Origin of the sequence: Nostoc favosum CHAB5714 (genome assembly GCF_020829495.1) — a bacterium.
Classification (GTDB): domain Bacteria; phylum Cyanobacteriota; class Cyanobacteriia; order Cyanobacteriales; family Nostocaceae; genus Nostoc; species Nostoc favosum.
Window position 1 is genome coordinate 1 of the sequence record NZ_JAIVFQ010000128.1, and the last position, 14613, is coordinate 14613.

Annotated in this window: 15 protein-coding genes, 2 tRNA genes, 1 pseudogene and 1 other annotated feature; of the genes and pseudogenes, 7 read left to right on the forward strand and 11 right to left on the reverse strand. The window is 43.6% G+C overall.

Annotated elements, in window-relative coordinates; genetic code table 11:
• Positions 1 to 124: 124 nt before the first annotated feature.
• Positions 125 to 949: pseudogene (locus LC586_RS35965) on the reverse strand (RtcB family protein); the annotation flags it as partial.
• A 408-nt stretch (positions 950 to 1357) separates the two neighbouring features.
• Between LC586_RS35965 and LC586_RS35970 the strand changes: the two are divergent.
• The 6 genes from LC586_RS35970 to hsdR all read left to right on the forward strand — a co-directional run bounded on the left by LC586_RS35970 (position 1358) and on the right by hsdR (position 7943).
• Entirely contained in the window at positions 1358 to 2242 is an 885-nt protein-coding gene (locus LC586_RS35970) for a class I SAM-dependent methyltransferase (protein WP_229490325.1), read from the forward strand.
• On the forward strand, positions 2239 to 2967 hold the full coding sequence (locus tag LC586_RS35975; RefSeq protein WP_229490327.1) for an HAD family hydrolase: 729 nt from the start codon (positions 2239 to 2241) through the stop codon (positions 2965 to 2967). Before LC586_RS35970 ends, LC586_RS35975 begins: the two co-directional genes overlap by 4 nt.
• 65 nt (positions 2968 to 3032) lie before the next feature.
• Positions 3033 to 3105: transfer RNA gene (locus LC586_RS35980), tRNA-Ala, on the forward strand.
• A gap of 198 nt (positions 3106 to 3303) precedes the next feature.
• On the forward strand, positions 3304 to 4500 hold the full coding sequence (locus LC586_RS35985) for an HsdM family class I SAM-dependent methyltransferase (RefSeq protein ID WP_229490329.1): 1197 nt from the start codon (positions 3304 to 3306) through the stop codon (positions 4498 to 4500).
• A 47-nt stretch (positions 4501 to 4547) separates the two neighbouring features.
• On the forward strand, positions 4548 to 5333 hold the full coding sequence (locus tag LC586_RS35990; protein ID WP_229490330.1) for an ATP-binding protein: 786 nt from the start codon (positions 4548 to 4550) through the stop codon (positions 5331 to 5333).
• Between the two features lie 231 nt (positions 5334 to 5564).
• On the forward strand, positions 5565 to 7943 hold the full coding sequence (gene hsdR, locus LC586_RS35995) for an EcoAI/FtnUII family type I restriction enzme subunit R (RefSeq protein ID WP_229490331.1): 2379 nt from the start codon (positions 5565 to 5567) through the stop codon (positions 7941 to 7943).
• Positions 7944 to 8087: 144 nt separating this feature from the next.
• On the opposite strand, the gene rplL is transcribed toward hsdR, so the two are convergent.
• The 8 genes from rplL to rplS all read right to left on the reverse strand — a co-directional run bounded on the left by rplL (position 8088) and on the right by rplS (position 12439).
• Positions 8088 to 8480 (reverse strand): 50S ribosomal protein L7/L12, encoded by a 393-nt coding sequence (gene rplL, locus LC586_RS36000; protein WP_229490332.1) that lies wholly within the window; start codon positions 8478 to 8480, stop codon positions 8088 to 8090.
• Positions 8481 to 8604: 124 nt separating this feature from the next.
• Positions 8605 to 9219: a 50S ribosomal protein L10 gene (gene rplJ / locus LC586_RS36005; protein ID WP_229490334.1), complete on the reverse strand. Its 615-nt coding sequence runs from the start codon at positions 9217 to 9219 to the stop codon at positions 8605 to 8607.
• 63 nt (positions 9220 to 9282) lie between these two features.
• Positions 9283 to 9451 (reverse strand) — a sequence feature (ribosomal protein L10 leader region).
• A gap of 95 nt (positions 9452 to 9546) precedes the next feature.
• Positions 9547 to 10260 (reverse strand): 50S ribosomal protein L1, encoded by a 714-nt coding sequence (rplA, locus tag LC586_RS36010; RefSeq protein WP_229490336.1) that lies wholly within the window; start codon positions 10258 to 10260, stop codon positions 9547 to 9549.
• Between the two features lie 123 nt (positions 10261 to 10383).
• Positions 10384 to 10809, reverse strand: a complete 426-nt coding sequence (rplK, locus tag LC586_RS36015) for a 50S ribosomal protein L11 (protein WP_100898684.1) — start codon at positions 10807 to 10809, stop codon at positions 10384 to 10386.
• A 6-nt stretch (positions 10810 to 10815) separates the two neighbouring features.
• Positions 10816 to 11457 carry a transcription termination/antitermination protein NusG gene (gene nusG / locus LC586_RS36020; protein WP_229490338.1) on the reverse strand — a complete coding sequence of 214 codons (642 nt, stop codon included), beginning with the start codon at positions 11455 to 11457 and terminating at the stop codon, positions 10816 to 10818.
• Entirely contained in the window at positions 11457 to 11678 is a 222-nt protein-coding gene (secE, locus tag LC586_RS36025) for a preprotein translocase subunit SecE (protein ID WP_229490340.1), read from the reverse strand. The genes nusG and secE overlap by 1 nt, the downstream gene beginning before the upstream one ends.
• 179 nt (positions 11679 to 11857) lie before the next feature.
• A tRNA-Trp gene (locus tag LC586_RS36030) sits at positions 11858 to 11930 on the reverse strand.
• 146 nt (positions 11931 to 12076) lie between these two features.
• Positions 12077 to 12439, reverse strand: coding sequence for a 50S ribosomal protein L19 (rplS, locus tag LC586_RS36035; RefSeq protein ID WP_229463194.1), 363 nt, complete (start codon positions 12437 to 12439; stop codon positions 12077 to 12079).
• Between the two features lie 154 nt (positions 12440 to 12593).
• Between rplS and LC586_RS36040 the strand changes: the two genes are divergently transcribed.
• Entirely contained in the window at positions 12594 to 13538 is a 945-nt protein-coding gene (locus tag LC586_RS36040; RefSeq protein ID WP_229490341.1) for a glycosyltransferase family 2 protein, read from the forward strand.
• 186 nt (positions 13539 to 13724) lie between these two features.
• Here the strand turns inward: LC586_RS36040 and LC586_RS36045 are convergent, their stop codons facing one another.
• A complete protein-coding gene (locus LC586_RS36045) occupies positions 13725 to 14096 on the reverse strand; it encodes an aspartyl protease (protein ID WP_229490343.1) in 372 nt (123 codons plus the stop codon).
• Entirely contained in the window at positions 14093 to 14410 is a 318-nt protein-coding gene (locus tag LC586_RS36050; RefSeq protein WP_229490345.1) for a hypothetical protein, read from the reverse strand. Before LC586_RS36050 ends, LC586_RS36045 begins: the two co-directional genes overlap by 4 nt.
• Between the last annotated feature and the right edge of the window lie 203 nt (positions 14411 to 14613).

The window sequence follows — 14613 nt, forward strand, 5'->3', positions numbered from 1 at the left end:
GCGACTTTAGACACTATTAAAATGTACATTCAAAATCAGAACGAAACATGACGGCGAATAAATTCGCCTGCGGCTTACCCCCATAAATAAATTTAGGGGCTTGCACGCCGCGACTTATCCGGTCAAAATGCACTTCTCTTTCGGCGTAATTGTGATGACAATTAACCTGCAATAAAGGTTTAGTTGCCTTCCCACCTGCTAAATGCTTCTCGACAATATGCTTAAAACGCGCCATCATCACATCGCGGTTGACACGCGCATAGTTTTGTGACCATTGCAAATCATGCCAGTATGCTTGGAATTCTGGCGTACCAGCAACAAAGTGAGCTAAATCAGGGTCAGGCAATTTATTACCTGCCATTTTTGCTAATTCTCTGGCTGTGTGAATATGACACTGGGCGAGTTTATTGCCAATGTTACGCGAACCAGAATGCAGCATCAGCCAAACTTGATTCTCTGTATCAAGGCACACTTCAATAAAATGGTTTCCTCCACCCAGAGAACCCATCTGTTTCATTGCTTTACTTTGTAGGTCTTGCACGCCGCGATGCAAGTCTTTAAAATCCTCCCAGTGTTGCCAATTGCTGACAGATTTTTCAACGTCTTTGTTTTCGTTAAATCCAGTAGGAATTGCTGCTTCAATATCCAGGCGGATTTTCTTCAGTTTACCTTCGAGTTGTTTGGCGGTAAATGATGTTTTGATAGCGCTCATCCCACAACCAATATCCACACCCACAGCAGCTGGGATAATCGCTTCTTTGGTTGCAATTACAGAACCAACTAAGGCACCTTTCCCTAAGTGAACATCTGGCATTAATGCGATATGCTTAAACACAAATGGTAATGATGCTACATTCTTTGCCATCTTGGTTTCTTCTGGGCCCAAAGAGTGATTTGCCCAAGATAATACGGGTGCTGGTGTGGTAATTTCTAACTTTTCGTAGGGCATAATTTTTTGTATTTTGGATTTTAAATTTTTGATTTGGGATTGGGTAGATTGTACTGATAATTATCTGTATGACTTATAAACCATTATCTAGTACTTTTCCAGGGTTTGTAGTAAGCAGTTTAGTGCTTATAAAATAAGGACTAAAATCCTTACTACGAACTTCCTTACCCATCAATGTAAACTTGACATACTACTAGTTAGTAGTAGCAATTTAAATATTTATTGTCTTTCATTTGACCTGCTCAATTTTCGTGAAGCTGAAGAACTACTATTTATACTACAAGTGTAATAAACAAGATTACAAGCGTCAATATATACCACAGAGAGGAAGCAGATATTTACCAAATGTATTAAAATTTGTAAAGAAAATTACTCTGTTTAAATAACCTCTTAGAGTTCTGACAGAATATGGCAGTGCGTCAAGATACAATCTGGGAACGTTTTTTATCCCCTGTAGTGCGTCTTTTAATTGATGAAGATGGATTACGGCGTTACGCTGATAGTATTGACTGGGAGAAAGAGTGCGATCGCTATCGACGAGATGATGTGATAATTCCGGCATACTACAGCAGTCAAAACTTTCACGGGATTACAGGCGGATATCTCAATTACGGTGCAGCAGTTAGTTACGATCCCATTACCCAATATGTTGTGCCGCCGAATGAAACTATTGTCCGTCAGGCTTTAATTGATGCTGTCAAGGTAAAACCACGACGCATACTCGATTTAGGCTGCGGTACAGGTTCCACTACTTTAATGTTAAAGCAGGCTTTCCCCCATGCGGAAGTTATTGGTTTGGATTTATCACCGTATATGCTGGTAAGGGCAGAAGATAAAGCTAGAAATGCTGGTTTAGATATAGTCTGGCGACACGGAAATGCTGAAAAAACAGGTTTGAGTGACGCAACATTTGACTTAGTGACAGCTTCTTTGCTATTCCACGAAACACCAGATGCGGTGTCCCTAGGAATTCTGCGGGAAAGCTTCCGGTTGCTGGTAGCTGGAGGGCAAGTATTAATTCTAGATGGGAATCAGAAGACTCTGCGTCAGTTAGAATGGCTTAATGATGTTTTTGAGGAGCCATATATTCGTGAGTATGCTGCTGGTAGCGTGGACGCGAATATGGGTGCAGCCGGATTTGAAGCTGTGCGATCGCACGATGTATGGTGGATAAATCAGGTAACTAGCGGCATTAAACCAATAGCAACCGAAAATGTCCGTCAGTATACTCCCACATCAATAGATAATGATTTGGAGGGACTTGGATCTCCAGCATTTGGCATAAGGGCATGAGTTTAAAGGCAGTTCTCTTTGATTTTAATGGTGTCATCATTAACGATGAGCCAATCCACCTGCAACTGATAGATGAGATTCTCATTGAAGAAAATCTCCAACCCCAACGCGTGAGTGAGCGTCAAGCTTCTCTTGGACGCAGCGATCGCGCTTGTTTTGTGCAACTACTCGCTAATCGTGGTAGAGTCGCTAACGAAAACTATTTAACTCAGTTGCTATACCGCAAAGCCCAAGCCTATGTGGTGGAACTAGAGAAAATCGAGAAACTGCCTTTATATCCAGGTGTAGAAGATTTAATATTTCAAGTGCAATCGCGGAATCTGAAACTAGGATTAGTCAGTGGCGCTATTCGTCAAGAAATAGAATTGGTACTCCATCGAGCTAAACTAGCTGAACATTTTAAAATTATCGTCGCCGGTGATGACATCACCACCAGTAAACCAGAACCCGATGGTTATCTACTGGCAGTGAAACGCCTGAATAAAGAATATCCTGAATTGAATCTTCAACCGCATGAGTGTCTGGCAATTGAAGATACTCCAGCAGGTATCGAAGCGGCGAAGCGATCGCACATGCAAGTAGTTGGTGTAGCGAATACTTACCCATTCCACATGCTCCAGCGTTGCTGTAACTGGACTGTTGATTATCTCAGTGATTTGGAACTCGAACGCGTGCAGAAGGTTTATTCCCAAAAACAGCCTCAGCCATCGGTAACTGAATGTTAGAATACTCTATGGTGATGGTGTATTAAGTTAATGAGTAATATTACTCTTGACTTTGCACAGATTTTGGGGAATTAGCTCAGTTGGTAGAGCGCTGCGATCGCACCGCAGAGGCCATCGGTTCAAATCCGTTATTCTCCATTTGCCGCTCTACATAATGCTAACCAAGGCTAATAAACTTCCTTAACTAGAGTAACTGCCGACGGTAAAAATCCCACAGCAAAGCTAAATGTTTGAGCAAAGTTTTAAAAATATTGATGACGTTCTCTGAAGGAGGCGGGTTGTACTACGGAGTTGGACTATACCGAACAAACGTCTTGGTTGCTGTTTCTGAAGTATTTGGATGATTTGGAGCAGGAAAGGGCACTGGAAGCGGAGTTAGTGGGCAAGTCCTATGAATTTATCATTGATGAAGCGCATCAGTGGTCAGCTTGGGCGGCTCCCAAGAAGGCGGATGGCACGGTAGATCATGATCATGCGCTGATTGGGGATGATTTGATTGATTATGTGAACCGCCAGCTATTCCCCTATCTCCAGGGATTTAAGCTGCGGGCTACCAGCCCGGATACGATCGAGTACAAAATCGGTGAGATTTTTAGCGAAATCAAGAATAGATTTCAAAGTGGCTATAGTCTGCGAGATGCGCTCGAATATATTGATGAGCTAAGGTTTCGATCACAACAGGAGAAACATGAGCTATCCCATCTCTATGAAGCCAAAATCAAAAATATGGGTAATGCGGGGCGCAATGGGGGTGAGTATTACACACCGCGCCCGTTGATTCGAGCGATGATTCAGGTGGTGAAGCCGAAGATTGGCGATCGCATTTATGATGGGGCTTGCGGTTCGGCGGGGTTCTTGTGCGAGAGTTACGACTATTTACGTGGGGGTAAGCTGACGACAAAAGAGCTAGAGATACTTCAAAAATATACATTTACGGGTAAAGAAAAGAAAAGTTTGGCGTATGTGATTGCGATCATGAATATGATTTTGCATGGCATTGATGCGCCGAATATTATCCACACCAACACGCTGACGGAAAATCTCAGTGATATTCAGGACAAGAATCGCTTTGATATAATTTTGGCTAATCCGCCATTTGGGGGGAAGGAACGCAAGGAAGTACAGCAGAATTTCCCGATTAAGACTGGGGAAACGGCGTTTCTGTTTTTGCAGCATTTCATCAAAATCCTGAAGATGGGCGGTAGGACGGCGGTGGTAATCAAAAATACCTTTCTGTCAAATTCGGACAATGCTTCGCGGGCGTTGCGTCAGGAGCTTTTGAGTAGTTGCAATCTGCACACGATTTTGGATTGTCCGAGTGGGACTTTTATCGGGGCGGGGGTGAAAACGGTGGTGCTGTTTTTTGAGAAAGGAAAGCCCTTTGACTCCGTTCAGGGAACGCCTTTATTTTCTCAGGGAAAACCTTTAAATGAAGGAATGGCGACTCGGAAAATTTGGTATTACCAACAACGAACTCAAACAATCCATCCTGCAAAAAGCATTCACTGGCGAACTCACCGCAGACACCCCTAACCAAGTGAGGAAAACCGCTAAGGAGGGAATTGCAGCATGATTACCCTTTGGCGAAAAAACTGGATGCCTTTTCCCCTGCATTGGCTCGTAAAGCACCCCGTGTTGTTATATATGAAGGTATCAATAAGCTACAAACTCGTGACGACAACACAGGCAACCGAGGATATGCCGTTGGCTTTGACAGATTAGTAGATTTTGTCCAATCAGCAGCACCGCAAAATCGCTTTATCGAGGAAGTTGTGCGAGAAGAAGTAAAGATGTTCCCGGAACAGGCTTTACGAGAACTTATTGCTAATGCTTTGGTGCATCAGGATTTTCTAGCAACAGGTACTTCAGTGATGATCGAGATGTATAGCGATCGCATTGAGATATCTAATCCCGGCATTCCGCCTATTAAGGTAGAGCGATTTATTGATGAAAATCGCTCCCGTAACGAACAACTCGCCGACGTAATGCGACGTTTCGGTATATGTGAAGAAAAAGGTAGTGGCATTGACAAAGTTGTAAGCGCAGCAGAGATGTTTCAACTACCTGCACCAGATTTTCGAGTAGGTGACACACGCACTACAGCAGTACTGTTTGCCCATCAAGATTTTGCGGATATGAGCAAAACAGACCGTATTCGAGCCTGCTACCAACATTGCTGTCTGCTATATGTCAGTAATCAACGTATGTCTAACCAAACCCTACGGGATCGGTTTCGTCTCAGTGAGTCAAAGACAGCAGCCGTTTCTCAGATTATAGGAGTTACCAAAGAAGCTGGCTTGATAAAGGCAGACGAATCCGATTCAACTTCTACCCGCTATGCTCGCTATGTCCCTTTTTGGGCATAAAAGTGTTTTAACGCAAATCGAGATGAGTCACTCTCAAAGGCTGAAACCCTTTCAGAATAAACAAAAAAGTGCTTAAAAGCAAATCGAGATGAGTCACTCTCAAAACTTGAAACCCTTTCAGAATAAACAAAAAAGTGCTTAAAAACAAATCGAGATGAGTCACTCTCAAAGGCTGAAACCCTTTCAGAATAAACAAAAAAGTGCTTAAAAGCAAATCGAGATAAGCGAAATATGAACGAAGCCGAAACCCGTGCCGAACTAATTGACCCCGCACTAAAAGCCGCAGGCTGGGGCATCATTGAAGGTAGTCGTATCCGCCGCGAAGTTATTGCCCCTGGTCGCTTAGTTGGCAACGGTAAACGCGCTCAATCAGACATCGCCGATTATGTGCTGGTTTATCGTGGTGAAAAACTCGCCGTCATCGAAGCCAAAAAACGCGACTCACCAGATACCGCAGGTTTAGGGCAAGCCAAAAAATACGCCGAAAAGTTGCAGACTCGATTCGCTTACTCTACAAACGGCATCGGAATCTACCAAGTAGATATGCACACAGGGGCAGAAGGCTACATCAACCAATATCCCACCCCGGAGCAATTGTGGGAAGCCACCTTTAGCAAAGATAATGAGTGGCGCGATTCTCTTTCAGAGACACTTCGTGAACGCTTTGCCGCCGTTCCCTTTGAAGATATGAGCGGCACAAAAGAAGCTCGGTATTATCAACACAACGCCATTAAGCACGTTTTAGAAGCGATCTGCCAAGGAAAAGACCGAATTTTGTTAACGATGGCAACTGGCACGGGTAAAACCTTTATCGCCTTCCAACTCGCCTGGAAACTCTTTCAAAGCCGTTGGAACCTCAGCCGACAACCCACCCGTCGCCCGCGAATTTTGTTTCTAGCAGATCGCAATATTTTAACCAACCAAGCCTATAACTCTTTCTCAGCCTTCCCCGACGATGCCCTCGTCCGCATCGACCCCGAAGCTATCAAAAAACGGGGTCGAGTCCCCAAAAATGGCAGTATCTTTTTTACCATTTTCCAGACTTTTATGACCGGACGGGACGACGCAGGCAATGCTACGCCCAAATTCAGCGACTATCCCCCCGACTTCTTTGATTTCATCATCATTGATGAATGTCACCGAGGCGGAGCCAGTGACGAAAGCACCTGGCGCGGTATTTTAGAATACTTCTCCCCAGCAGTACAACTGGGACTGACCGCCACCCCCAAGCGTGCCAACAACGCAGACACCTATACCTACTTCGGCGAGCCAGTCTATAAGTACGCCCTCAAAGACGGCATCAACGACGGGTTTCTTACTCCCTTTAAAGTCAGGCAAATCGAAACTAACCTAGATGAATATATTTACAGTACCGAAGATGAATTAATAGAAGGTGCAGTAGACGAAGCCAGAATTTACACTGAAGCCGACTTCAACCGCATTATTGAAATTGCCGAGCGCGAACGTTACCGGGTGCAACTGTTCATGGAAGAAATTGACCAGAATCAAAAAACTCTGGTGTTTTGCGCCAACCAACCCCACGCTCTAGCTGTGCGGGATTTAATCAACCAAATGAAAATTAGCAGTGACCCTAATTACTGTGTTCGCGTCACCGCCGATGATGGGAAACTCGGCGAACAGCACCTCAGTACTTTTCAAGACAACGAGAAAAATATTCCCACTATTCTCACAACTTCCCAAAAGCTATCCACTGGCGTTGATGCCCGAAACGTTCGTAACATTGTGCTGATGCGCCCCATCAACTCGATGATTGAATTTAAGCAAATAATCGGTCGCGGTACTCGCCTATTTGATGGGAAAGACTATTTCACTATTTATGATTTCGTCAAAGCCTACGAACACTTCAACGATCCTGAATGGGACGGCGAACCCCAAGAACCTGTTCTCGTCAAAATTGCCAGAGGTGGGGAGGAATTAGGTAAATACAATGTCTCGCCAACAGATGATAGTATAAATAGAGGCAAAATTATAAACGAAACTACAGAAGTTCCCCTCCCCAAAACCATCAAAATCAAACTCGCTGATGGCAAAGAACGCACCTTCGAGCACCAGATGTCTACTAGCTTCTGGAGTCCAGACGGTAAACCCATGAGCGCCGCAGAATTTGTGGAACGTCTCTTTGGTAAAATTCCTGAACTATTCAGAGATGAAGACGAATTAAGAGCAATCTGGAGCCGCCCTGACACCCGTAGAGCTTTATTAGAAGGACTGGCAGAGAAGGGCTACGGGGAGGAACAACTCACGGAGATTAGTCGCCTGATCGATGCCGAGAAAAGCGATTTATATGATGTGCTGGCTTATATTGCCTATGCCTCTCCACCTATGAGCCGCCGAGAGCGCGTCCTTGCTTACAAGTCCTTAATCTTCTCGCGCTATATCGGCAAACAGCAAGAATTTCTCGAATTTGTACTAGAGCAATACATCAAAGCAGGGGTGGGGGAACTCGATCGCAATAAATTACCTCAACTGTTAGAGTTAAAATACCATGCTGTTTGTGATGCTGTTGAAGAACTAGGGAGCGTTGCGAATATCAGTGAAGTATTTATCGGGTTTCAGCAGTATTTGTATTCACAGGACATGGCAGCTTAATTGAACAGGTCTCTACAATTAAGCACACCAGTTAGATAGTTAACTTAAAACTAGATAACTATCCCCTTATATACTTGAAGAAAAATCCAAAAAAAAGGAGCCTGACTCAGACTCCTTAATAAAAAACTGGTAATAGAATTGTGACTACTTAACAGTCACCTTACCGCCAGCTTCTTCGATGCGCTTCTTAGCATCTTCAGCAGCATCCTTAGCAATACCTTCTTTAACTGCCTTGGGCGCAGCTTCTACCAAGTCTTTCGCTTCTTTCAGACCCAAACCGGTCAATTCCCGGACAATCTTCAGCACGGCAATCTTCTTATCAGCTGGGACTGATTCGAGAATCACTTCAAACTCGGTTTGCTCCACAGCTTCTTCAGCAGGAGCAGCAGCAGCACCACCACCCATCATCATCATGCCACCAACGGGTGCAGCAGCACTCACGCCAAAAGCTTCTTCAATTTGCTTGACTAACTCAGAAGCTTCCAGCAAAGAAAGGGTTTTTAGTTGTTCTAAAATGTTATCGGTTGCAGCAGACATTGATATAACTCCTGTAATTTTGATTATTTATTAGTCATTAGTCATTAGCTTTTGAACGGCAGCTGCTCCACTTGGGGAGACCCCAAGACCGCACTGCCTCCTCTTGACTGATGAACCATGAAGTCTATTCAGCAGCAGTTTGTGTGCTGCTATCGCCTTCAGTAGCGGTTTCGGCGCCGCTATCTTGTACAGCAGCAGTTTCAGTGCTACCACCACTTTGCTCTTGGTCGGCCACAGCCTGCAAAGCACGAGCCAGTGAACCAGGAACTTCGTTGATACCCACAGCAATCTTGGTAGCCAAGGCGTTGATAGCCCCAGCAATTTGGGCGATGAGTTGTTCCTTAGATGGCAAGTCTCCCAGCACCTTAACATCAGGTTCTTTGAGTAGGCGACCTTCCAGTACACCACCACGAAGTTCTGTTTTCTTGGTGACTTTTTGGAATTCTTGGTATGCCTTAATTGCCGATGAAAAATCTTCTTTTACCAGCAAAAAGGCGGAAGAACCGTTGAGCAATTCCGACATAGGCTGCCATTTTTCATCATCTTTAATGGCAATGCCCATTAGGGTGTTCTTCGTCACCTTACAAACAGTACCACTGGGACGCAGACGCCGCCGTAAATCGCTAATTTCAGCAACAGTTAGTCCCTGATACTCTATTACCAGTGCCAGAGTTGACTGACTCAAAGTTTCTTTGAGGTCAGCTACTATCTCTTTTTTATTTTCTAGTGTTCTACCCATTCCAATCTCACCTCCTTAAAATAATCGGTGAAGTGCCCTACTTGTACGTTTTTTCTAAACCTGAACCCAAACAACAAACCCCAGCTAATCTAGCCGGGGTCGAGTATTAAGACTCTTAACGCCATAGTTATCACACCTTTATGGGTGGTAATTCTGACTATTAGAGTTTTAACCTCGGCAGGATATTTAAGCTTTTAGCACCTGCTGTCTCCGGCTTTGCCTATTTAATTAGGTACTGGTGATTGGGTATTGGGTACTGGGTATTAGATGTGAAGATTGGGTATTATCCCCAGTCCCCAGTCCCTAATCCCTAGTCCCCAGTCCCTTTTACGCTGCTTCGCTCAGTTTTAAATCTCGTAGGGCGCTGATATCAACTTTAATCGATGGCCCCATTGTGGCTGACACATAAAATGTGCGCCAATAACGACCTTTAGCCCCTGAAGGACGGTTACGGTCAATCGTCTCCTGCAATGCCTTCAGGTTGACTAACAAATCTTCAGGCGAGAAGGTTGCCTTACCAAACATAACATGGACAATACCAGTTCGATCAGCTCGGAACTCTAGTTTACCAGCTTTGAATTCTGCGATCGCACTTCCTAAATCAAATGTTACGGTTCCACCTTTGGGCGATGGCATCAAACCACGCGGCCCAAGCAATTTACCCAGCTTTGCCACCTGTGGCATCACATCGGGTGTGGCAATCAGCTTGTCAAAATCCATTCTACCTTTTTGGATTTCGTCAATCAGTTCTTCTGATCCGACTATATCAGCACCAGCGTTGCTTGCTTCATTGACCTTTTCGCCTCTGGCAATCACCGCCACCCGAACGATTTGTCCTGTACCTTTCGGCAGTGCTACCGTTGTCCGCAACTGTTGGTCTGTATACTTAGGGTCGATTCCTAACCGGATATGCGCTTCCGCAGCTTCGGTAAATTTAGCTGTTGCTGTGTCTTTGAGAAGGGCTAAAGCCTCTAAAGGATGATAGTCCTTATCTTCTACTTTTGCTTGCAGCGTCTGCAAACGACGCGATATTTTTGGCATTTTGTTCTCCTGGGGTAATTCCGAAGCCTCGCCTCTCCCCCGATAATTTTTAGTTATCAGTCCTTTGCCATTTGTCTTTTGTCGCTAGTTTTTTACTAATGACCAACGACCAATGACCAATGACTAATCCGTGATTGTTACACCCATATTTTTAGCCGTTCCTGCCACAATCTTCATTGCCGCGTCTATGTCGTTGGCATTAAGATCGGGGAGTTTCGTTTGGGCTATTTCTTGCAATTGTGCTTTGCTAATTGACCCAACCTTCTTTTTGTTGGGTTCATTCGAGCCTTTTTCAACTTTCGCCGCCTTCCGAATCAACACTGATGCTGGTGGCGTTTTGAGGACAAATGTAAAACTCCGGTCTTCAAAAACCGAGATTTCTACAGGTATCACCATTCCAGCTTGGTCTGCTGTTTTGGCGTTGTACTCTTTGCAGAACATCATGATGTTAACGCCATGTTGACCCAAGGCGGGCCCAACTGGCGGTGCTGGGTTGGCTTTTCCAGCATTCAGGGCCAGTTTAATGACCGCCACTACTTTCTTCGCCATTTGTATTTAACTCTGTTTCTCTACCTGATTAAATTCCAGTTCTACTGGTGTATCCCTGCCGAAAATTGAGAGCAAGGCTTTAAGTTTACTCCGTTCTGGAGAAACTTCAATTACCTCGCCTTCAAAATCTTTAAATGGGCCAGAAAGCACCATTATCTTATCACCAGTAGCCATGTCAATTTTGACAACAGCTTCCTGTTCGCTGGTTTGTTTGAATATGCGTTCGACTTCTGAAGAACTCAGTGGTATGGGGTTCACATGACCGCGACCTTTACTGCTACCACGCTTTTGTTCTGCACCGACAAAGTTAATTACATGAGAGGTGTTTCGTACCACCTGCCAGGTATCATCATCCATCATCATCCGCACCAGCACATAGCCAGGGAAAACTTTTTCTTCTGTATGCTGGCGACTGCCATCTTTGCGGATTTTCACCGCCGGCGTTTGCGGAATTTCTACCTGAACAATTTTGTCGGCTACATCAAAAGTTTGAATGCGTTGCTCTAAGTTAGTCTTTACACGCTTTTCACAGCCTGAGGCTACTTGCACTGCATACCAACGTGCTTCTTTTGACGCTGCTTCTGCTGTTTCTCCTGTTTCCTCTGACTGCAAGGTGGAGTTGCGAGGTTCGTCTGTTGCAAAAGTCATCAGAACACCTGTTTTGCTGCCCAACTAAACAATCCATCGACCAAGTATATCAAAGATGCCGAGAGTGCCACCATTAACAACACAGCGGCGGATTCGCTCACTATCTGTTTCCGACTGGGCCAAACTACTTTTTCAAGTTCTTCTTTGGTTCCCTGTATGAAGTTGTTAAAGCTAAACCCATTTGTGGTTTCTGGCAATTCTGCTTCACTTTTTTTGGCCACGACCCTTAATTCCCCCGTTTGTCACTCAATTTTGGTCATCCAGGTTTGCAGTTTCGACTCTATTTCACTTACTGAAAGCAAAACAACTACAAATACAATAAGTTTACCCGAAATTATTATCGCTAACTGCTATATTAGCAGTTGCGTAATTATTTCGGGCTTTGTTTTTTGCTCTTGAGCGCGCCCTGGAGGACTTGAACCCCCGACATCAGGTTTTGGAGACCTGCGTTCTACCAACTGAACTAAGAGCGCACAAGCTGTTTTTGATTCAGTTATTGCGCTGAACTAAATTTTCAGTTTAACGCAACACGCGATTTTTATCATACCTCAATTTCGTCGAGAAAACAAGTTAGCGGCAGATGCCGCTTAAGATTTCTCCCATACTATTGAAAAACGAATCACAAAGGGCGGTCAAACCGTTGCTTGATCCGGGTTGCCTTACCTACGCGATCGCGCAGATAATACAGTTTAGCACGGCGTACCTTACCACGACGTAATACTTTGATGCTGTCAATCCGGGGAGAATGCAACAGAAACACCCGCTCAACGCCCACACCTTGAAAAACCTTACGGACTGTAATAGTTTCGTTGATGCCACCGTTGCGCTTGGCAATCACTACTCCCTCGTAGGGTTGTACGCGGTATTTATCGCCTTCCTTGATTTTCACTCCGACTTTTACAGTGTCGCCCACATAAATGTCGGGCAGATTCGATTTTAGCTGTTCCGCTTCAATCGAGCGGATAATCTCTTGAGCGCTCATAGTCTTTGGTGTCTGCTTAAAAAAATCTCACGATCATCAATGATAAATCGATAATCCTATTTCAGTCTACTTGTTAGGATTGATAATTTTACTGATACAACAGCCTAAAGTTCAAAGCTATATTGCAGAATGCTGTCACACAGGGGTGAAATTTATGAAATTTAGCGTCGTCATCAGTACCTATAATCGCTTAAATTTGCTGCAAAGAGCAATTGATTCGGCTCGTAACCAAACAATCGAGTGTGAGGTAGTTGTTGCCGATGACTGTTCTTCTGACGATACCCAAACCTATATTAAAAGTTTAGGGGACAAAGTTGTTTACCATCGTAACGAAGTGAACCTTGGCCATGCAGCAACGGTAAATGCTGGAGTTGCCAAAGCTAGCGGCGACTGGATTAAGTTTTTAGATGATGACGACTATTTAGCGCCTAACTGCATAGAAGAGATGGCTAAGGCGATCGCACTTTGTCCCGATGCTGTAATCTGCTCTTGTGTGGCGGCTCAGGTGGATGAGCATGAAGTTGAACTCAGTCGCACTCCCCAAGTTGGCCCCGGTTTAGCTTTTTATATCCCACAAGCCGATATTCACTACGGTATGCTCTTAGAGCTTGTACCCTTTGGCACGCCTGTACAAGTAGCTTCCCAACGTGATGCTTTTCTACAAACAGGTGGTTGGGACTCCACACTCGATGCTAACTGTGATGATATCGATTCGTGGATTCGGATTGCCCAGTTTGGCGATGCTATTTTCCTTAATCAGTGTCTTGCTTACCGCACTGTCTGGCCAGGTGCTTATAATCAAAAGTTTTCTTTGTCTCGACGTTTAGCTACAAATATTTTGATGAAGGAGAAAATTTACGCCTTGGTAAATGAGCAACATCGCTCAAAGATTCCTCATTTTCAGGATATAAAAAATTACCTGAAACTCCATTGGATTTTAGTAGCACTGAAGCAAAAAAATATCAAGAGTTTTCTTTCAATGATAGATCCGTCTATAATTTCTCCTCAGTCTTGGAAGTTTTTGCTAACTGCTGCCTCATCACGCCGCTCTCAGGGAAACAATTCTCAGGTTCGCAAATTTGTGTTGATTGAATCGTGATAAGCTAATCGGCATTTAAGTTGCATAATCAGGGCGGGCAAGATGCCCACCCCACAAGATTTTGATGAAATCAAAATATGCAAATTAGATGTGTTTTAGCTGATAGGAGAATTCAGAAGTCAGAATGGGTTACGCCCCGCTGCGCTAACAGAATTCAATAGCAAGTCTCTATGTAGAAACTCTTGATTAAATTAACTCTAAACTGGCTATATTTTGACTATAATTAGCGACTAATAATATAAATAATTTTAGCCATTGAGAACCTAGTAAAATTTCCTGGATTTCATCTCCAGCAAATACAGGAATTTCCCACTCTTGACTATCTATTATTACCCTACCACTATAAACATCAAATTCAGTTTCTCCTTGAGCAGTTCTTAATTTATCTTGATTTAAAAAAGACCAATCAAGACTTTGTACATCTTGTTTGTTCATGGCTAAAAATTCAGTAAATCCTGTATCTAACATTGTTTCTACAGTAAAACTAATACCATCCTTACCAATTAAATCAATTTCAAAATAAATTTGTCCATTTTCTCCAAATCTTCCCTCAATCATATTGAGCCACTAATTCCGGTTTCATTAATGCCAAAAATATGATGAATCACATGAGGATATTTTTCTCTGGCCATTTTACTTGCTACTTCTTTATCCTGAGCAATAAAATAATCCCCACTATCAGGTTCAATGGCAATATACCAACCATAGTATTTATCTAGTATTTCTGGTTTTAAACGCTCAAAAATCACCCAACAACGCTCATAAAATACCTGTCTTCTGGCTTTTTCTTGAGCTTTTTGTGCTTGAGTCCATTGAATTTCCGGAAATACTCTCCCACGTCTGACTATTCTTTTTGGTGAAGAGTGTGTCATATTTTTGACCTCATTAAAATTTATTGTCCATATTTATTATAAAATGCCAAATGGGAACCATTGGTTCCCAAATCTTACCTCATATCTTGCACCTGGAAATTTGAATGTCAATTCCTTGACTAAGTGCTAAGTTTCTCAGGCGTTGAATGTCTTGTAAAAGAAATAACACCGCCAAGTGTGGGAATATAGTTTGGAACGCGATT